Raw genomic sequence first — 19252 nt, 5'->3', positions numbered from 1 at the left:
AGTTTTTCATTTGGTCAGATTAAAAGTGATACGAAACATTTAATGCACTGAGAGGATTGAAATCGGAACCAAAATATCTGCGGGCATAGGTAAGGCTCCCATCTTCATTAAAACTTTGGCTTTTAGTATAATGAATGGAAATGGTAGTTTCTGCTGAAATTGAAAGGCGATTTAGGATTCTATATTTTAATCCTATAAAAGGGTAAAGCCCTCCTGCAAACCTGCGTTCTGGATGATAAATGGGGTTTTGCTGTTTCAAATCGTCATAAGCAATATTTACATCAAGCCCATAAATTAATTGATGCTTGCCCGCATTTTTTCGAAACTCATATCCTACTTTGGCTACCACTTTATAATTCCTACTGCTTACCCTTAGAGCCGGGTCATTAAGTGGATCATCAAGCGAATCAACGTACTTTAAATCATTGTCGAACCCAGCGGTGTGGTGACCGATTGAAAGGCGATAGGCTCCCTTTAACTTTGGAGCATACCTAATCATAACAGTACTATATCCATAAAAAATATAATACATATCCAGACTCGCATCCCACTTGTAATCTTGAAATTCCTTACTTGTTTTCTTAATTTTCTCAGGAGGCTTTTCCTGGCCTAGCACTTGATAATTCAGCCAGAGCATCCCGGCTAGCAGAAGAATAAATGTTCTAGTCATAACTTTTCATGGTTTTATTTGATACGCACAAATAAAACCGCGAATCATCATATTACCCCCACCAAAAACCCAGCTTCGCACCTACAAAAACCCAGGAAATTCAATGCTTGGCTCTTAGCTTGCTTACGTAGTTTTCGGAGATGCCCAGGTAGGAGGCGATGTATTTCTGGGGCACTCGGAGGAAGAGTTCTTTGGATTGGTTGTGGAAAATATTCAGGCGCTCCTGGGCGGAGTGGAGACGCATTTCGCGGAGGCGTTCCTTGTGAAGAAGTCCGTAACGCTCGGCGATGATCCTGCCGACATTGGATATTTCGGGATGCTTGGCGTAGAGGCGATATAGGTCCTTGCGGGAAATGTAAATCAATTGGCAAGGTTCCAAAGTTTCAATGAATTCCTGGGAAGGAACTTGCATGACAAAGCTTTCGAAGGCATGGAAGAAATCATTTTCACTGGCAAACCATTCGGTGACCTCGTGACTTTTGCCCGAACTATTGCTGGTAACATAGCAGCCGCGAGCCAGGCCGGTTTTGATAAACCAAAGCTTGTCGCAAATCTCGCCTTCGGAAAGAAGCAGCTTTCCCTTGGGCACATTGACCGGTTTTAAAACTTGGAGAAAATCCGAATAAACGGTGTCATCAAGAGGGGCCATTGCCCCGAGAAAGGAAAGTAATTGTTTTGGCATGAATGATATAGTGTGTCATAATAATTACGCAAGAATACTAAATTTTCCTGCTATAACGCAAAATAGCCCGGAAGTTCCGGGCTATTTACATTTATTACAATTCGTATTTGTCAAGCTTTAAAAACCTCATCCATCTTCTCCCGGATGGTCAGCAATCGCTTCCGGTCGCCGCCGGCAACTTCTGCAGATGCCCAGCCTGAGTAACCGATTTTTTGGAGCGCTTTGTTTACTTCGGGCCAGTTGTTGTCGCCTTCCATAAATTCTACATCGAAGCCTTTCCAAAGGCCGAGGTCGTTTTGTTTTTTAAAGCTGAATTCTTTTAAATGGAGCTTCAAAATGCGTTTGTTCAATGCCTCGATCCAGGAAGTGGGCCAGCTGTAACGAAGCACATTGCCCACATCGAAATACCAGCCAACCATCGGGTGCTTGAAGTCATCGACATACTTTGCTGCTTCCAAGGGACTTAGCAAAAACTGGTTCCAGACATTTTCAATCGCTATTTTAACACCAGTTTTCTCTGCTATGGGAAGCAGTTTGCGAATCTCGGCTTGAGAACGTTCGTATGCTTCGGCATAAGTAACAGTGGCATTGACAACTCCCGGCACAACCAGGACTGTGTTGCCGCCATATTCCTTGGTGTCCCACAATGCTTTTTCAATGGACTTAACGCATTCCTCCCTTTTCTTCGGATCGGGGTCGGATAATGGTAATTTCCAGTGCATTGAATTCACAGTGCCGGGGATCAGCAAGCCTGTTTTATCTCTGGCTGCCAGAACCTCCTTCATATCAAGCTTATCAGGAGAATCGAGCTCCACGCCATCGTAGCCAAGGTCTTTCAGCAACTTAAACTTGTCCATTACAGACAAATCTTCCTTTACCATTCCCCACATCAAGCTTTTTTTAACCATCGGGGCGGCTAACGGACCAGCTGGCATTACGACCTGGGCACCGGAAACAACAGGTGTTGTTGCGCTCGAAATCGCCGCACTTGCTGCAACGCCGCTAGTTCGTACTGCTGCGGCAGCAGCGAATGCCGCCGCCGTAGAAGCAGAGTTTTTCAGAAAATCTCTTCTTTGCATAGATATTATGAGAAAGCAGTGATACCAGGCTTGGCTACCTCAACAACCGGCGGCTTCATATCGAAGCTATAAGTGTCCGGTCCTAATTTTTCTGTTGAGTTCATTGCTTCATCCCAGGTTACGCGCTTTCCAGTGTAAGAAGCCATTCTTCCCATGATGGCAATCAGCGTGCTTTGTGCCATAAATTCACCATCGTTCACGTGCTTACCGCTTCTGATGGATGCAAAAAGCTCATTGTGCTCAGTCTGGTACATATCGTTTTGCGCTCCCGAGTATTTCCATGGATTTTGTCCAAAAATCTCATGTACGTTTCTTGCGCAGTTTACCATTGCACGGCCTTTTGTTCCAATCGTTTCAACGAGATAGCTGTTTTCGCAGTTGGCTTGTTGCCTCGAATGATGGAAACCTTTTGCGCCGTTTTCGTAGTCGTAAACCACCGAAAAGTGATCGAAAATGTTACCGAAAAGAGAATCCGTACGCACTTGTCTTCCTCCCGTTCCTACGGCAGAAACCGGCAATTTGCCGCCCATTGCCCACGACATCATGTCAATGCTGTGGACAGCCTGCTCAACAATGTGGTCACCTGCCAACCAGGTGTAATAGGTCCAGTTACGCAAAACATATTCCGCATCTGTCCAGCCCTGTACGCGTGGGAAAGACCACAATGTGCCTGTATCGTAAGTATTATAAATCGCAGAAATATCACCAACAGCGCCGTCCAGGATCTTTCCGAAACTGGCACGCTTTGGCTCATGGTAACGCCAGCAGAAGCCGGACATTAATGAAACATTTTTTTGTTTGGCCAACTTGGCAGCGTCCAAGACCTTGCGAACACCAGGTGCATCTACAGCCACCGGTTTTTCACAGAAAACGTGCTTGCCCGCATTAATGGCAGCCGTTAAATGCTCCGGACGGAAATGTGGAGGCGTGGCAAGGATCACCACGTCAACACCCGAGTCAAGCACTTTTTTGAAAGCATCAAATCCTACAAATTTATGACCTTCATCGACTTTCACTTTCGCGCCGTGTACTTTCGTCAGGTTTTCAAGTGAAGAATCCATTTTGTCTTTGAATATATCTCCCATTGCGTGGAGAACAACATTTGGATCAGCCTTCAATGCCTGGTTAGCCGCACCGGAACCACGTCCGCCGCAACCGATCAAGCCTATTTTTAACGTCTCTGCATTAACCCCAGCAAACGCACGGTTTGGATTAAGGATCGTTATAGCGGGTAACGTGCTGCCTGCCAGCGCAATACTTGCCATTTTCAGAACATCTCTTCGAGAAGTACTCATTGGGAATTAAGGATTAGGTGATAAATTTTATGATACATTAAGGATCTTTCGGAGCAATAAAGATAGAAAGTTCTGTTATTTTTCCAGCAAAGATGAACCAAAAAATCATTCTGCGTGCTCGATAACACACAAAATCTTATAACGTCTGTTTTCATTTTTGTATACATTTATATCTCGAAACTTCACTTTCCTCTATGGTTCACGATAATTTACTATTAATCATTTCCCTGCTTTTCATCGTCTCAATGCTCACCATGCTGAGCGAAAAAATTGGCGTCTCCTACCCTATCTTTTTGGTTATCGCGGGCTTACTGATCAGTTTTATCCCCGGTATGCCCCATATGCAGCTGGAACCGGACTGGGTTTTTCTCATCTTTTTACCCCCACTTTTATACTCCGCAGCATGGAACACTTCCTGGAAAGATTTCTGGGAATCGCGTCGTCCCATCGGATTGCTTTCTATCGGTCTGGTGGTTTTTACGGCAACGGCTGTGGCTTATCTTTCCAGTGCTATTATTCCCGGCTTCACATTGGCTATGGGCTTTCTGCTGGGCGGAGTCATTTCTCCTCCTGACGCGGTTGCCGCGACTTCGGTTCTGCAGGGACTCAAAGTACCGAAACGGGTGGTCACCATTCTGGAAGGGGAAAGTCTGGTCAATGATGCTTCCTCACTCATCGTGTTCCGTTTTGCGCTGGCGACCATTGCTACGGGCCAATTTGTGCTTTGGAAGGCAGAGCTAAACTTCCTTTTAGTGGCCGGAATGGGGGTCGTCGTCGGACTTATAATAGCGAATATCCTGTATTACGTACACAAATATTTTCCGACAACGCCAAGCATTGACACTGCGCTTACCTTTATCACACCTTATATGATGTACATCGCGGCCGAACATTTCGAATATTCGGGCGTGCTTGCCGTAGTGAGCGGCGGTTTGTTTTTAAGCTTCCGATCCCATGAAGTTTTTGCTTATCAATCCCGCATGCAGAGCACTTATGTATGGGAAACGGTTATTTTCCTGCTGAATGGCATTGTTTTCATCCTTATAGGCCTTCAATTACCGGAAGTGATGGCCGGGCTTGGTGCTTACACCTTACTGGAAGTCGTTTCTTATGCGGTTGTTATCAGCATTGTCACTATCATTATCCGCATTATCTGGGTTTATCCGGGAACGTATCTGCCCCATTTGCTATCAAAAAAAGTGCGAGAAAAGGAAGCGAGGCCAAGCTGGCGGACCACTTTCATCGTGGCTTGGAGCGGCATGCGTGGCGTTGTCTCGCTTGCATCCGCACTGGCGATCCCCCTTACCCTTGATGGAAAGCCTTATCCGCACCGCGACCTCATTTTGTTTATCACATTTGTGGTGATCCTGTTTACGCTGGTTTTGCAGGGATTGAGCCTTCCCTGGCTCATCCGCCTGCTGAAAATAGAAGATCCGGGGGAGAACATGACCGAACAAAAAGCGATCATCAATGCGCGTCTGGCGACGGTCAGCCTGGAATATATGCAGTCCAACTACGAAGGGGAAATTTCACAGTTTGAGCCATTCAGGCTTTTGAAAGACCGCTATGAGAAGATCATCGAACTTGCCGATACCCGCTATCTGGATCTTGATAACAATGCCACCATCGGCTTTGCCAGAGCTTACCGCAAAATGCTCGTGGAAATTGTCGGCATCAAGCGCGAGGAAATTAGAAAAATTCGCCGGGACCAGGTTTGTTCCGACGAATTGATCAAGACGAAAGAAAGAGAACTGGACCTTGAAGAAGCAAGGCTGAGAAACTCTGGCTGAGATTAATCCCAAGCCACTTCGATTACATAACTTTTGAGATCAATGGTCGTAAAACGCTCGCCATTCTGGCGTTTCAGCGCAATTTTGCCATTCTGAACCTTTGCAACCTGTTGCGCAATGACGTCCTTATCCGTTTTCTTTCTGTAAATGGCGACCATTTGATCTTCACTATTAACATCCACATCAATGCTGCGCCCTTTCGCGTTAATTAGTTTCGCATTGTCAGGCAGATAGGGTGCTTTTGCAAGGGCAAGTGCGCGGGAAGCCTGCGGCACGCCGTATCCCACAAAGTTATTTCCATAAGGATACAAATGCGCCGATTTCTCAATGAGGCTGATCAGCTCTTTATTGGTGAGTTTGGGGTTAGCCTGTAAAAGACACGCTGCAAAACCAGTAATAACCGGAGCTGATAATGAAGTTCCGTATAATGAGAAGCAGGAAACATTAGGTTTTATATAAGACAAAAACTCGGGCCCCACACTGCTATAACCGATCCTGTTCCAAAGTTTTCCGTTGGTCGCGCCCACAGCCAGAACGCCTTTTGCATCGGCCGGGGCCGAAACAATTTCCCAGCTTTTATCATCCCCTTCGTTTCCGGCCGAAACAATCAGCATAATGCCCTTTCTGTCTGAGGCGATCTGCGCGGCTTTCGAAATGGCGGAAGTTTTGCCGTCCATTTGAGAAGGAACGTAATTTTCTTTCGGGTCTGAAAATCCTTTGGCATAACCCAAGGAAGTGTTGATCAAACGCACGCCGAGGCTGTCCATCCACTCCATAGCCGCAATCCAGTTGTCCTCTTCGCCCCTGTATTCGCGCAAAGAATAATCGGTTCTTGCCAAATAAAACTTGGCATTGGTGGCCATACCATATTGGATCTCATCCTGAAAGTCAATCCCGGCAATGGCAGCAAGCACTTCGGTTCCGTGCATGTCAGAAAACGACTCCGCGGTGCTGAAAAGCAATTCGCCCGCGCGGCCTGGCTTCACATAATCGCGGATGCCTAAAATTCTTTTATTTGAAAAAATCTGTGTGAGGGAAAGGGAAGAATCAGCTCCATAAAAACCTGCATCGATCACGCCTATGGTCACGTCCTTCGCTGAAATGTTCTCTTTTGTAAATGCATTGGCCTGAACCTGTGACATGACGGGTGCCATTTGGGCCTTTTCAATGGCCTTGGTGCGTGCGATGTAAAATCCCGGGTCGATAGGGACCACTTCCTGCACAAAATCCAGTTCGCGCACTTTCATGGCCTGCTCGCTGGTCATTACCGCAGAAACTGCATTAAGCCATCTGGAACGATTGATAATGCTGACCGATTGTTCGCGTAATGCGCGTTCGTAATCACTTTTAACGGGCAGATCGAGCTCATCGGATGCCGCTAATCCGAGTTTAATGCGGTTTTCAACGGTTAGTGGGGATATAGCGGGCGCTGCGTTCAGGTCTTTATTTTTAAGGTAAATCCAGTATTTCGGACTTGCCGACAAGATGAAAGGTGCAAAAAGAAACGCAAGCAGAAACAATCTTTTCATGAAAATTATCATAGTTAGGTTACATCCGTCAATCAAAAAAATCGACAAATTTTGTATATCGCGTTCAGAACCAAGCAAAGGGTTTTTGCCAGTTTGTCGCTCTATTTTTGAACAAGATAAACGTAATTTTACAAATTAAATTACCAGTTACAAAAATTAACACCTATGCGTTACGCCCCGATCGGCAAGGAGCTTTTTACAGAAAACCGCCGCCGACTTGCACAATTATTGAAGCCAAAATCACTGGTTATATTGAATTCCAACGACATTATGCCTACAAATGCAGATGGTTCCATGGGTTTCAAGCAAAATTCGGACCTATTCTATCTTACCGGTGTGGATCAGGAAGAATCCATACTCATCCTCTCGCCCGAACATCCCGATGAAAAGCTCCGGGAAGTGCTTTTCCTGAGAGAAACCAATGAGATGATCGCTGTTTGGGAAGGTGAAAAACTGACCAAAGAGCAGGCAAGGGAAGTGACGGGAATCAAAACCATTTACTGGACGCATCAGTATGAAACCGTTTTCAGGAACATTGTTTTTGAGGCTGAGCAGGTTTATTTAAATACAAATGAACACACCAGAAACGACTCGCAAGTGCAGACGCGCGAGACGCGTTTTGTGAATGAATTCAGGGAAAAGTATCCTATTCACGCATTTGTCAGGCTCGCGCCGCTCATGCACCAGCTCCGGGCAGTTAAGCAGCCAAGAGAAATTGAATTGCTTCAAAAAGCCTGTGACATTACCAGGCTTGGTTTTGAACGACTTTTGAAATTTGTGAAACCAGGCGTGGAAGAATTTGAGATCGAAGCCGAGCTGCTGCACGAATTTGTCCGCAATCGCTCCAAAGGCTTCGCTTACCAGCCCATCATCGCGTCGGGCGCCAATGCGTGCGTGCTGCATTACATTCAAAATGACCAGCCTTGCAAGGATGGCGATGTGCTCTTGCTGGATGTGGCGGCTGAATATGCCAATTACGGAGCCGACCTGACCCGGAGCATTCCGGTGAATGGTCGCTTTACGAAAAGGCAGCGGGATGTTTATGATGCGGTTTTAAGAGTGTTAAAAGCTGCGAAGGGTATGTTGGTTGCTGGAAACATTTGGGATGAGTATCACCTGGAAGTGGGAAAAATCATGGAAAGTGAGCTGATCGGGCTGGGGTTGATAACCAAAGACGACATTGCCAAACAAGATCCTGAAACGCCTGCATACAAGAAATATTTCCCGCACGGCACTTCGCATTTCCTCGGCCTGGACATTCACGACGTAGGCAACAAATACCGCCGTTTTGAGCCAGGAATGGTATTTACCTGCGAACCCGGCATCTACATTCGGGAAGAAGGTTTGGGGATTCGTCTGGAAAACGACATTCTGATTACGGAGAATGGAAATCTCGATTTGATGGCGCATATTCCGGTTGAAGCGGAAGAGATTGAGGAGATGATGAACCGCTGAGATTAATGCTTTAACACATTCTTTTTGTAAATTTGTTCAGATCAAATTGAAATCAAATGGAAAACACGATCAATTTTAATATTCCGTTGTCATTTCAGCAGCTCGTGGATTTGGTAAGGCAATTACCCAGGCCGGAGCGTGAGAAACTGGTTACAGTAATTCGAGAGGAGGATTTGGATGAAGACGAACCAACCAAAGCTGAGATCCTTGAAAACTTGAAGCGAGATTACATTGCTTTAAAGGAAGGACGATTACAAACTCGCCCTATTGAAGATATCTTGAATGAGCTATAAAATTATTGCTTCTAAAGATTTTGAAAAAGATCTGAAGAGACTTGTCAAGAAATATGCTTCATTAGCACAGGAGACCACCGATTTGATAAAAAGCATCGCAAACAATCCTGTTCAGGGTAAGCCGATAGGAAAAGACTGCTTTAAAATTCGCTTAGCAATAAAAAGTAAAGGCAGAGGAAAAAGTGGCGGCGCACGAATTATAACCTGTGTTTTTACTTTTCAGGAAGAGGTTGTGCTCCTTACAATTTACGACAAAGCAGAAAAAGAAAATATTAAGGCGAAAGAGCTAGATGACCTGCTCAACGCTATTGGACGGAATTATTAATACAAACACCCCAATTTATCAAAAGCCGGGAGATTCAACGTCTTTCCGGCTTTTGGTTATTTAACAACCTTTGGTTTTGGAAATGGAGTTATTGCCGGAAGACATTTATAAGCTGTTGATATCATTTTTTCTGGGTGCTGTGATCGGCACCGAACGGGAGTATCGAAGCAAATCGGCGGGGTTAAGGACTATGATCCTCATTGCGGTGGGGTCTACATTATTTACAATTATTTCCATTAAGATCAGTTCTGATGCGGGGCGGATCGCGGCTAACATTGTGACGGGAATCGGTTTTATTGGTGCGGGGATCATTTTCCGGGAAAATAACCGGGTTGTGGGCATTACAACAGCCGCGATTGTGTGGGTGACGGCAGCGGTCGGAATGGGCATTGGTGCCGGTTTTTACGAGGTAACAATCGCGACATTCATTATCTCCGGGTTGTCGTTGGTTATCCTTGCCCCTATCCAGAAATTTATCCGCAAAAAAAGCCAGATCCGTAATTACAGGCTCGTGTGCCCTTATGAGAAAAAAACCCTGAAGCGATATGAGGAGCTTTTTAAGGATAATGACCTGAAAGTTTTGCAAGGCCAGCAAAACCGTTCTGGCGGCCAAATTACCGGCAGCTGGACATTGCAAGGCTCGGAAAAGAAGCACGAAAAGCTCACGCACCATTTGCTGAATGACTCGGGAATCATAGAATTCGATTTTTAATAAAATTCGGAATGTGCTTTCAGGATTAGATTTTGATTAAAAACAGATGTAAAACCCCTTCCTATGCGTCTTTTCAAGGCAGGAAAACGTTATAACCCGGTGGAGGGAAACTTTATAGTTAAAAAAAACTTTATCATTAATATAACCCACATTCAAGAATGATTTACAAAGTCACAACCCACGTAAATCAGCATTTTATTGCTTCGTTATGTCCGATATTATAAAACAGAATCTTTGGGATATAATCGTCCTCAACACCTCCGGACCTGAGGCTGAATGGTTACAGAACAAAGCTGCGTCGAGCCCTATGGATTTGATGACCGCTTTCGTAGCGGCACCAAGGTTTCTTGCAAAAAAAATCATTTCAATAAATCAAGACCAGCAATTCGTCCTGAATGCCGAAATCCCCGGATTTTCGGTTGAAGGCTGGTCACTGGTAAGGCTCGCGCGCTTATGGCTGCTGACCCAACTCGACCCTTCGGATAAAGAGGAATATGTTAAAAACATTGAAACGCTCTTTGACACGGCCGAAATGAATGAACTGGTGGCGCTTTACTCTGCACTACCCGTACTTTCTTATCCGGATCAATGGCTTTTCAGGGCGACCGACGCGGTTCGCTCGAATATGGGTTTTGTGTTCGATGCCATTGCTCTGCATAATCCTTATCCCGAGAAACATTTCAGCGAACTGGCCTGGAATCAGCTGGTTTTGAAAACCATATTCAATGACAAGCCCATTCATTTTATTGAAGGTTTGGAAAATAGAGCCAACGAAAAACTGGCAATGACGCTGTCTGACTTTGCACACGAACGCTGGGCAGCAGGAAGGAGCGTTCCGGCACAGGTTTGGCGGCTGGCAGGCAGGTTTATGAACCCGACTTTACTGGCAGATATGCAGCATTTGCTTGATTCTGAAAACGTTGATGATCAAAAAGCAGCCGCATTAGCTTGCAAAGATTCATCCCTTGCTCCGGCCAATTATCTTTTGGCTAAATATATTGATCTTGAAAAATCGGTTAAGTCTGGCGCCTTGACCTGGGCCGATCTTGAACACTGACACCTGAACCTATGTGCCTTAATCATAACGATACAACCCCTAATCCTTCGCATTTCGAAGACAGCGAAGAAGCCGTCGCAGCGCCTGCGCACCGCGATATTGCGTGGAACGACTATAAAGATTTAATCACAGGAATGCGCTTTTTCGACCCGCATATCCACATGGTTTCGCGGACAACCGATGATTATCAAGCCATGCATCAGGCCGGAATAGTGGCGTTGATCGAGCCTGCTTTCTGGGTTGGGCAGCCGCGAACAGGACTTTCCAGTTTTAAAGATTATTACAGCAGTCTGGTTGGCTGGGAAAGATTCCGCTCTTCGCAATTTGGCATCAAACATTATTGCACGATGGGACTCAACTCCCGCGAAGCCAATAATGAGCCGCTTGCTGAGCAGGTGATGGAGATCCTGCCATTATATATTTACAAAGAAGGCGTTGTAGGCGTAGGCGAAATTGGCTTCGATGACCAAACTCCGGCCGAAGAAAAATATTACCGTTTGCAACTTGAACTGGCTAAATCAGCCAAGCTTCCTGTCCAGATCCACACGCCGCACCGCGACAAGAAAAAAGGAACGGAACGCAGCATGGCCATTGCACTGGAACACGGCATCGACCCTTCGTGGGTGATCGTGGACCATAATAATGAGGAGACGGTCAAGAGTGTTTTGGACAAAGGTTTTTGGGCGGCTTTTACAATTTATCCTTTTACCAAAATGGGCAATGAGCGCATGGTGAAAGTGGTGGAACAATATGGTCCCGAACGCATTATGGTTAATTCTGCGGCCGACTGGGGCATTTCCGATCCGCTTGCCATTCCAAAAACGGCTGCATTAATGAAGATGCGTGGCATTTCGGATGAAACGATCAGGCTGGTAACTTATCAGAACGCCATCGACGCATTTGGCAAAAGCGGCCAGATTGATGTGACCGATTTTGAATCGGGTTATGCCATTGACCATACCGAGAAGTTTCATGGAAACAGCATCCTGAGAGGCGGACAGCAACCTTCGCCTGCCAAAGATTCATTAGTAATTAATTAAAGTGAGCAGTTTAAAACCGTATCTGCAGCTAACCCGTCCTGCCAATGTTGTGACCGCATTCACCGACATTTTTGCGGGAATGGCCATTGTACAATTTACATTTTCCGATTACAGTCCTGCCCTGCTGCTCGTATCCACATTGGGCCTGTATGGCGGCGGGGTGGTGATGAACGATGTTTTCGACGCAAAGCTCGACGCCATCGAACGTCCCGAACGTCCGATCCCAAGCGGAAAAGTCCCGTTGAAATCAGCTGCTATGCTCGGCATATCGCTTTTATTCCTCGGGATTTTAGCAGCCGCCATGTTCAGCGCTTTGAGCGGAATGATCGCAATAGCTGTCGCTATGCTCACCGTTTTATATAACCGTTTTGCAAAACATAGCCGCATTCTCGGACCCTTAACAATGGGCATGTGCCGCGGCGGAAACCTGATTCTCGGCATGAGCGTGCTGCCAGAATCTTTGCAGCAATGGTCCTGGATGGCGTTATTCCCTGTGATGTACATCGGGGCAATTACATTGATCAGCCAGGATGAAGTGCACGGAGGTAAAAAAACCACTCTCTATATTGCGGCGCTTTTGTATATGGTTGTGCTGTTTTCGCAACTAAAACTGGCTAATGAGCACGGGAATCTGCTGTATGCATTACCATTTGTATTGTTGCATGCCTGGCTCATATTCAGGCCATTATGGAATGCAATGCAGAATCCGGTCGGGCCGTTAATTGGTAAGGCGGTGAAGGCTGGCGTTATTTCTTTGATTGTGATGAATGCTTCGTGGTGCGTGGCTTTCGGCTTGTGGCCGCTGGCGTTGCTGGTTTTGGCGTTATTGCCCTTGTCAATGCTTTTGGCAAAGGTTTTTGCGGTAACTTAGTGTTAAAAATTACTTTTTTGCGTGTTCAATGTCGATTTCAATGCAAACCATACAACAGCGTTTCAAGGTAGAATACAATTATGCCGTATTCTTTACTGAAAATTTATTTGATACAAAAAACCCTTTGCTGCAAGATTTTTTCAACGAATATACCGAGCAGGGCTTTCAGCGTAAGGCTTTGGTGATTGTGGACGAGGGGTTTGCTCAATATCATTCCGATTTATCCAACCAGATTCATTCCTATTTCGCTGCTTCTGTTTCCCATATTCAGCTTGCCCCGGAAATTATCAATGTCCCCGGCGGTGAAGCCTGTAAAAATGATCCCGCACTTTTCGACAGTCTCGTGGAAGCGGTTGACACCTATGGTATTGACAGACATTCATTTATCATTGCGATCGGCGGAGGCGCGGTGCTTGATTTGGTGGGTTATGCTGCTGCTGTTTCGCATAGAGGCATTAAATTGATCCGCATTCCAACAACCGTTTTATCCCAAAACGACTCCGGTGTTGGTGTTAAAAACAGCATAAACTTCCGCGGTAAAAAGAACTTCCTGGGCACATTTGCGCCTCCGGTTGCCGTATTTAATGATCTTACTTTCCTAAGAACATTGGATGACCGCGACTGGCGCGGTGGCGTTTCCGAAGCCATTAAAGTGGCATTGATCAAAGATACTTCGTTTTTTGATTGGATTGAAACAAATACAACTGCGATCGTCAACCGCGATGAGAAAGCCATGGCTTATTTGATTCATCGTTGCGCCGAAATGCATACAGACCACATTGCGGGCGGCGATCCTTTCGAATTTGGATCTTCACGGCCACTGGATTTTGGTCACTGGGCAGCGCATAAGCTTGAATTCCTGACCGGTTTTCAGGTTCGTCACGGAGAAGCGGTGGCGATAGGCATTGCACTGGATTGTGTATATGCCAATAAAATCGGGCAGCTTGCTGACGAAGATTTAAGCCGCATCCTGGATGTTTTGGGTCGGCTAGGCTTTGATCTTTTTCACCCAAAACTATCTGAAAACGATAAAATCAACTTGCGTAATGGCCTTAATGAATTCCGCGAACATTTGGGCGGAAGGCTTACCATTATGCTTTTGGAAAAAATAGGAAAGGGCATTGAAGTGCACGAACTGGATGCAGATATTATCGCGCAATCGGTTGATTATCTGGAAGGAACAAAAATCATTCATGCATTATGATCACGCCTTACGGACATTTAACTTATTGCAGCAACATTCACCCAGGCGAAAAATGGGCTGACCATTTCCAATCGCTTCGGGATAACATTCCTTATATCAGGCAGCAACTTGCGCCAGGACAGTCATTCGGACTCGGACTTCGTGTTGCGAATGAAGCGTCTATTGAATTGAGCAATCCGGAGGTTTTGCAGGAATTCAAAAATTGGCTGCAAGAGCAGGACGTTTACGTTTTTGTGATCAATGGCTTCCCATATGGCGGCTTCCATAACACAGTTGTTAAGGACAATGTGCATACACCTGACTGGACAACAACCGACCGGCTAAACTACACAATCCGCCTTTTTAACATTCTTTCCGAATTGCTTCCCGAAGGGATGCATGGCGGCGTTTCAACTCCCCCGCTGTCTTACCGCTTGTGGTGGACAACAATGGAGGAAAATATCAATGCAACCGAGCAGGCAACCGATCATGTTTTGCAATTGCTTGATGAACTGATCAAAATTGAAGCGGAAACTGGCAAGCTGCTTCACCTGGACATTGAACCGGAGCCGGACGGCATTTTGGACAATGCGGTTGATTTCGTGAAATGGTATCGCGATGTGCTTTTGCCAAGAGGAACAGCCTATTTATCAGAGCAATATAATGTTACTGCTGACGAGGCCAAAGCGACGATTTTAAAACACATTCAGCTTTGCTATGACATTTGTCACGCGGCGGTGGGTTATGAAAATCCAAAAGAAATTCTTGCTTCACTGGATGAAGTCGGGATACAGGTTGGCAGGATTCAGGTTAGCTCAGCACTGAAAGTTAATTTCTCCAATGAAAAGGAAATCAAGCTCAAAGCGATTGAAACATTTGACGAGCCTGTCTACCTGCATCAGGTTGTGGCTTTGAATGAGGATGAAACCAAAACACATTATCCCGATTTGCAGGAAGCATTGACGGATTGGAATGATAAGCAGAAAGAATGGCGCGTCCATTTTCACGTTCCGCTTTTTATTCATTCATACGGCGTGCTTGAATCAACGCAGGGCGACATCATCAAAACACTTGCTATTCACCGGGAAAAGCCTTTTTCTTCGTTTTTGGAAGTGGAAACCTACACCTGGGGCGTTTTGCCCGAAGATATGCAGAAACCCATCGGCGATTCGATCGTTCGCGAAATTGAATGGGTGAAGAAAATACTCAGTTATGAATAAAACAGTCGTTATTGACATCGTAGGTTTAAGTGCAAACCTGATTGGTGAATACACTCCATTTCTTGCCAAATATTTAGCAGACAGACATTTAACACCAATTAAACCTGTTCTTCCTGCTGTAACTACTACATCGCAAAGCACTTACATTACCGGAAAATGGCCTGCTGAAAACGGGATCGTGGGAAATGGCTGGTATGACCGTGAAGATTCAGAAATCAAATTTTGGAAGCAGTCCAACAAGCTTGTAAAAGGTGAAAAAATCTGGGATGTGGCCAAAAAGCTGGATCCCAATTTCACTTGCGCGAAGATGTTTTGGTGGTATAATATGTACTCGACCGCCGATTTCTCAGTAACGCCGCGTCCGCAATATCACGCAGATGGCGTTAAGGCGCCGGATTGTTATTCCTATCCGCCCGAGTTACGCGATGAATTGCAAAAAGATTTAGGCCAATTTCCGCTCTTCAATTTTTGGGGACCGAATGCCAACATTAAGTCTACAAAATGGATCGCGGATTCGTCCATGTGGGTTGAAAAAAAGCATAATCCCACATTAACGCTGATTTACCTGCCGCATCTGGATTATTGTTTACAGAAATTCGGGCCTGATTTTTCAAAGATCAGCACGGAGCTAAATGAAATTGACAATGTGGTTGCGGAGCTGATCCAGTTTTACGAGGCGCGTAATGCGAAGATCATCCTGCTTTCGGAATATGGCATTAATCCGGTAAGCAACCCAATCCATATCAACCGGATTTTAAGAAATGAGGGTTTAATTTCCGTTCGGACAGAACGTTGGTATGAATTGCTGGATGCGGGCATTTCGAAAGCCTTTGCAACAGCCGACCACCAGATTGCGCACGTTTACCTGAATGACCAATCGGTTAAGAACCAGGTTATCAAAGCTTTAAGGAAAACACCAGGCATTGATTTGATTCTGGATAAAGACCAGCAAAAAGCATATAACATTGACCACGAACGCTCCGGCGATCTGGTTGTGGTTGCCAAGCCAGACAGCTGGTTTACCTATTATTACTGGCTGGATGACGCCAAGGCACCGGATTACGCACATTTGGTTGACATTCACCGGAAGCCGGGTTACGATCCGGTGGAAATGTTTATGGACCCAAAAAATCCGCTCATTAAGCTGCGCGCAGGTTATAAATTGACCCGTAAATTGATGGGATTCAGATATTTAATGGACGTGATCCCGCTCGACGCCACATTGGTAAAAGGCTCACACGGAAGCATTAATGTTCCGGCTGAATATTTCCCGATCTGCATCACAGATAAAGCATTGGAAAAATCTGAAATAGAGGCTGTTGATGTCTATGATGTGATCTGGAAACATCTGACTTAAAACACATTGCCGAAAACAAAAGGAGCTTCGTGGCGTTGTAAGATAAAACTTCAACGTCATGACACTTAACTCACTTCTGATATTCTTCCTCTTAACCATAGGCCTTGCCACCATTTCGTGTTCCAAAGATAAGGACGCGGCAGACGATCCCGGAGCAATCGCAAATCCGGATACAACCATCAAAACAAAGGATGCATTTCCCGGCCTGACTTTCACGAATCCTGTTGAAATGAAGCAAATTCCAGGCGATAGCAGTCGTTTTTTTGTTGTGGAACAAGCCGGTGTCATCAGGGTTTTTCAGAACAATGCTGCTGCTACAACCAGCACTGTTTTTCTTGATATCAAAAACAAAGTGCAGGATGGTGGCGAACGCGGCTTGCTAGGCCTTGCCTTTCACCCAGACTTCAAGACCAATGGTTATTTTTATGTCAATTATACCGCCGGAAATCCTTTAAAAACCGTCATAGCACGCTATAAGGCCTCAACGCCGACGGCAGAACGCGCTGATCCTTCCAGCGAAGCGATCTTATTTACATTTAACCAAACTTATGATAACCACAATGGCGGCTCGCTGCAATTTGGGAAAGATGGCTTTTTATACATTGCCACAGGCGACGGCGGCAGCGGCGGCGATCCGCAAAACAATGCGCAAAACCGTAAGAGTCTATTAGGTAAAATTCTCCGCGTGGATGTGGACGGAACAGGAAAAGGCAACTATGGAATTCCGTCCGACAACCCCTATCCAGTCGGGAATAGTGATGGCTTTTTGCCTGAAATCTATGCTTATGGACTAAGAAATCCATGGCGGATTAGTTTTGACATGGATAACGACCGTTTGTTTGCAGGTGATGTGGGACAGAACAAGCGCGAGGAAATTGACCTTATTACCAAGGGCGGGAATTACGGATGGAGGATCAAAGAGGGTGTGGATTGTTACGATCCGGCTTCCAACTGCAACGCCGCAGGTCTTGTTGAACCGATCCATGATTACAACCAAAATAATGGAGACAGGTCTATAACCGGCGGTTATGTATATAGAGGTAAGGCCATTAAAAGTCTGGTCGGAAAATATATATATGGTGATTTTGCCAGTGGCAGGATCTGGGCGTTGGAACTAGACGGCGACCGGAAGAAAACCAATGCTATTTTGTTTGAAAATAAAGGACCGATTTCCTCGTTCGCGCAGGATACGAGCGGTGAGGTTTACTATTTGAATTATGGCGAAGGCAAGATAATGAAGCTTGTTAACGGAAATTTAAATTGAAAAATTAGCCGGTCATTCTATCTTTGCCCAAAATTGGATTAGACTTTCCAGGTTTTGAAAACCTGGAAAGTCTCTCACGCTCAAACAAAATAAAATGTCTAAGGTTTTGATCATTGGTGCAGGTGGTGTCGGCAGTGTTGTTGCCCACAAATGCGCGTTGAATAGCAATGTGTTCACAGAAATAATGCTGGCAAGCCGCACAAAATCCAAGTGCGATAAGATTGCAGCCGAAATCAAAGAAATGCATGGTGTGACCATTGAAACGGCGCAAGTTGATGCCGATATCGTTGCGGAAACTGTGCTCCTTATCAAGCGTTTCCAACCTAAATTGCTGATCAATGTTGCTTTGCCGTATCAGGATCTGACGATTATGGAGGCATGCTTGGCAACGGGTATACATTATCTGGACACAGCCAATTATGAACCAAAAGATGTTGCCAAATTTGAATACAGCTGGCAATGGGCTTATCAGGAAAGATTTAAAGAAGCAGGCTTAATGGCCGTTCTGGGCTGCGGCTTCGATCCGGGCGTGACGCAGGTTTTCACGGCTTATGCTAACAAGCATCATTTTGATGAAATGCATTATCTGGACATTATCGACTGTAATGCGGGTGATCATGGGAAAGCATTTGCAACGAACTTTAATCCGGAAATTAACATCCGCGAGATTACGCAACCGGGGCGTTATTGGGAAAATGGGGAGTGGATTGAAATTCCCGCCATGTCCATTCACAAGCCTATCGAATATCCGGGCATCGGGCCAAAAGAGAGTTATGTGCTTTACCATGAGGAACTCGAATCGCTCGTAAAGAACTTCCCGACATTGAAACGTGCGCGTTTCTGGATGACATTCGGCCAGGCTTACATTACGCATTTGAATGTGCTTGAAAATGTAGGCATGACGAGCATTAAGCCCATCAAATTCAATGGAATGGACATTGTTCCGCTTGAATTCTTGAAGGCTGTGCTTCCTGCGCCAGATTCTTTGGGAGAAAATTATTCAGGTCAAACTTCTATCGGATGCCAGATCAAAGGCATTGAAAACGGTGAAGAAAAAACCTATTACGTTTGGAACAACTGCGACCACGCGGAGTGCTATCGCGAAGTGCGTGCGCAGGCAGTAAGTTACACAACCGGCGTTCCCGCTATGATCGGTGCCATGCTAATGCTTAGTAATGAAGAATGGATGAAACCAGGCGTTTACAATGTAGAAGAGCTGAATCCAGATCCATTTATGGATTTGTTGAATCTTCATGGCTTGCCTTGGAATGAAAGGATCAATGTTCCGTTGCCTCACGAGTATTAAGGGCTTTGTTAATAAGAAGCAGGCTGTCCAACAGCCTGTCCTGCTGAGCGGAGCCGAAGCACGTTACCAAGGAGTAGCGTGCTTCGGCTCCGCTCAGCAGGACAATGCTTGTATCGTTTCTGCT

The 19252-nt window shown here is 45.5% G+C and carries 18 protein-coding genes; 13 read left to right on the top strand and 5 right to left on the bottom strand.

The features are described from left to right. Positions 1–19 precede the first annotated feature (19 nt). The 4 genes from MUK70_RS28595 to MUK70_RS28580 form a co-directional block, all read right to left on the bottom strand. On the bottom strand, positions 20–670 hold the full coding sequence (locus MUK70_RS28595) for a hypothetical protein (protein ID WP_234657818.1): 651 nt from the start codon (positions 668–670) through the stop codon (positions 20–22). A 100-nt stretch (positions 671–770) separates the two neighbouring features. After that, entirely contained in the window at positions 771–1352 is a 582-nt protein-coding gene (locus MUK70_RS28590; RefSeq protein ID WP_234657817.1) for a Crp/Fnr family transcriptional regulator, read from the bottom strand. Between the two features lie 110 nt (positions 1353–1462). Continuing rightward, positions 1463–2431 carry a sugar phosphate isomerase/epimerase family protein gene (locus tag MUK70_RS28585; protein WP_234657816.1) on the bottom strand — a complete coding sequence of 323 codons (969 nt, stop codon included), beginning with the start codon at positions 2429–2431 and terminating at the stop codon, positions 1463–1465. A gap of 5 nt (positions 2432–2436) precedes the next feature. Then, positions 2437–3696 (bottom strand): Gfo/Idh/MocA family protein, encoded by a 1260-nt coding sequence (locus MUK70_RS28580; protein ID WP_374759742.1) that lies wholly within the window; start codon positions 3694–3696, stop codon positions 2437–2439. Positions 3697–3920: 224 nt separating this feature from the next. Here MUK70_RS28580 and MUK70_RS28575 point away from each other — a divergent pair, with 224 nt between their 5' ends. Further along, positions 3921–5516: a Na+/H+ antiporter gene (locus MUK70_RS28575; RefSeq protein ID WP_234603945.1), complete on the top strand. Its 1596-nt coding sequence runs from the start codon at positions 3921–3923 to the stop codon at positions 5514–5516. Positions 5517–5518: 2 nt separating this feature from the next. On the opposite strand, the gene MUK70_RS28570 is transcribed toward MUK70_RS28575, so the two are convergent. Then, positions 5519–7045 carry a S8 family serine peptidase gene (locus MUK70_RS28570; protein ID WP_234657814.1) on the bottom strand — a complete coding sequence of 509 codons (1527 nt, stop codon included), beginning with the start codon at positions 7043–7045 and terminating at the stop codon, positions 5519–5521. Between the two features lie 165 nt (positions 7046–7210). Between MUK70_RS28570 and MUK70_RS28565 the strand changes: the two genes are divergently transcribed. The 12 genes from MUK70_RS28565 to MUK70_RS28510 all read left to right on the top strand — a co-directional run bounded on the left by MUK70_RS28565 (position 7211) and on the right by MUK70_RS28510 (position 19128). Next, positions 7211–8500 carry an aminopeptidase P family protein gene (locus tag MUK70_RS28565; protein WP_234657813.1) on the top strand — a complete coding sequence of 430 codons (1290 nt, stop codon included), beginning with the start codon at positions 7211–7213 and terminating at the stop codon, positions 8498–8500. 56 nt (positions 8501–8556) lie between these two features. Continuing rightward, positions 8557–8793, top strand: coding sequence for a hypothetical protein (locus tag MUK70_RS28560; protein WP_234603950.1), 237 nt, complete (start codon positions 8557–8559; stop codon positions 8791–8793). Further along, a complete protein-coding gene (locus MUK70_RS28555) occupies positions 8783–9118 on the top strand; it encodes a type II toxin-antitoxin system RelE/ParE family toxin (protein ID WP_234603951.1) in 336 nt (111 codons plus the stop codon). Before MUK70_RS28560 ends, MUK70_RS28555 begins: the two co-directional genes overlap by 11 nt. An 82-nt stretch (positions 9119–9200) precedes the next feature. After that, on the top strand, positions 9201–9830 hold the full coding sequence (locus tag MUK70_RS28550; protein WP_234657812.1) for an MgtC/SapB family protein: 630 nt from the start codon (positions 9201–9203) through the stop codon (positions 9828–9830). A 208-nt stretch (positions 9831–10038) separates the two neighbouring features. Beyond that, a complete protein-coding gene (locus MUK70_RS28545; protein WP_234657811.1) occupies positions 10039–10887 on the top strand; it encodes an EboA domain-containing protein in 849 nt (282 codons plus the stop codon). Between the two features lie 11 nt (positions 10888–10898). After that, on the top strand, positions 10899–11927 hold the full coding sequence (locus tag MUK70_RS28540) for a TatD family hydrolase (protein ID WP_234657810.1): 1029 nt from the start codon (positions 10899–10901) through the stop codon (positions 11925–11927). Between the two features lies 1 nt (position 11928). Continuing rightward, the gene (eboC, locus tag MUK70_RS28535) at positions 11929–12798 is read left to right on the top strand and encodes a UbiA-like protein EboC (protein WP_234657808.1); all 870 of its coding nucleotides are present in this window, start codon (positions 11929–11931) and stop codon (positions 12796–12798) included. A 40-nt stretch (positions 12799–12838) separates the two neighbouring features. Beyond that, positions 12839–14002 (top strand): 3-dehydroquinate synthase, encoded by a 1164-nt coding sequence (locus tag MUK70_RS28530; RefSeq protein ID WP_234657806.1) that lies wholly within the window; start codon positions 12839–12841, stop codon positions 14000–14002. Then, positions 13999–15201 (top strand): metabolite traffic protein EboE, encoded by a 1203-nt coding sequence (gene eboE, locus MUK70_RS28525; RefSeq protein WP_234657804.1) that lies wholly within the window; start codon positions 13999–14001, stop codon positions 15199–15201. Before MUK70_RS28530 ends, eboE begins: the two co-directional genes overlap by 4 nt. Continuing rightward, on the top strand, positions 15194–16558 hold the full coding sequence (locus tag MUK70_RS28520; RefSeq protein WP_234657802.1) for an alkaline phosphatase family protein: 1365 nt from the start codon (positions 15194–15196) through the stop codon (positions 16556–16558). Before eboE ends, MUK70_RS28520 begins: the two co-directional genes overlap by 8 nt. A 58-nt stretch (positions 16559–16616) precedes the next feature. Continuing rightward, positions 16617–17822: a PQQ-dependent sugar dehydrogenase gene (locus MUK70_RS28515; RefSeq protein WP_234657800.1), complete on the top strand. Its 1206-nt coding sequence runs from the start codon at positions 16617–16619 to the stop codon at positions 17820–17822. Positions 17823–17916: 94 nt separating this feature from the next. Beyond that, positions 17917–19128, top strand: coding sequence for a saccharopine dehydrogenase family protein (locus MUK70_RS28510; protein ID WP_234657798.1), 1212 nt, complete (start codon positions 17917–17919; stop codon positions 19126–19128). Positions 19129–19252: the final 124 nt, after the last annotated feature.

The sequence above is a fragment of the Dyadobacter chenwenxiniae genome (genome assembly GCF_022869785.1).
GTDB lineage: Bacteria > Bacteroidota > Bacteroidia > Cytophagales > Spirosomataceae > Dyadobacter > Dyadobacter chenwenxiniae.
This window is presented reverse-complemented; position numbering and strand designations above follow the sequence as displayed.

Bases quoted from the DNA above. Each gene is read 5' to 3' on its own strand.
- MUK70_RS28595 (WP_234657818.1), bottom strand. From the start codon at position 670: ATGACTAGAACATTTATTCTTCTGCTAGCCGGGATGCTCTGGCTGAAT.
- MUK70_RS28590 (WP_234657817.1), bottom strand. From the start codon at position 1,352: ATGCCAAAACAATTACTTTCCTTTCTCGGGGCAATGGCCCCTCTTGAT.
- MUK70_RS28585 (WP_234657816.1), bottom strand. From the start codon at position 2,431: ATGCAAAGAAGAGATTTTCTGAAAAACTCTGCTTCTACGGCGGCGGCA.
- MUK70_RS28580 (WP_374759742.1), bottom strand. From the start codon at position 3,696: ATGGCAAGTATTGCGCTGGCAGGCAGCACGTTACCCGCTATAACGATC.
- MUK70_RS28575 (WP_234603945.1), top strand. From the start codon at position 3,921: ATGGTTCACGATAATTTACTATTAATCATTTCCCTGCTTTTCATCGTC.
- MUK70_RS28570 (WP_234657814.1), bottom strand. From the start codon at position 7,045: ATGAAAAGATTGTTTCTGCTTGCGTTTCTTTTTGCACCTTTCATCTTG.
- MUK70_RS28565 (WP_234657813.1), top strand. From the start codon at position 7,211: ATGCGTTACGCCCCGATCGGCAAGGAGCTTTTTACAGAAAACCGCCGC.
- MUK70_RS28560 (WP_234603950.1), top strand. From the start codon at position 8,557: ATGGAAAACACGATCAATTTTAATATTCCGTTGTCATTTCAGCAGCTC.
- MUK70_RS28555 (WP_234603951.1), top strand. From the start codon at position 8,783: ATGAGCTATAAAATTATTGCTTCTAAAGATTTTGAAAAAGATCTGAAG.
- MUK70_RS28550 (WP_234657812.1), top strand. From the start codon at position 9,201: ATGGAGTTATTGCCGGAAGACATTTATAAGCTGTTGATATCATTTTTT.
- MUK70_RS28545 (WP_234657811.1), top strand. From the start codon at position 10,039: ATGTCCGATATTATAAAACAGAATCTTTGGGATATAATCGTCCTCAAC.
- MUK70_RS28540 (WP_234657810.1), top strand. From the start codon at position 10,899: ATGTGCCTTAATCATAACGATACAACCCCTAATCCTTCGCATTTCGAA.
- MUK70_RS28530 (WP_234657806.1), top strand. From the start codon at position 12,839: ATGCAAACCATACAACAGCGTTTCAAGGTAGAATACAATTATGCCGTA.
- eboE (WP_234657804.1), top strand. From the start codon at position 13,999: ATGATCACGCCTTACGGACATTTAACTTATTGCAGCAACATTCACCCA.
- MUK70_RS28520 (WP_234657802.1), top strand. From the start codon at position 15,194: ATGAATAAAACAGTCGTTATTGACATCGTAGGTTTAAGTGCAAACCTG.
- MUK70_RS28515 (WP_234657800.1), top strand. From the start codon at position 16,617: ATGACACTTAACTCACTTCTGATATTCTTCCTCTTAACCATAGGCCTT.
- MUK70_RS28510 (WP_234657798.1), top strand. From the start codon at position 17,917: ATGTCTAAGGTTTTGATCATTGGTGCAGGTGGTGTCGGCAGTGTTGTT.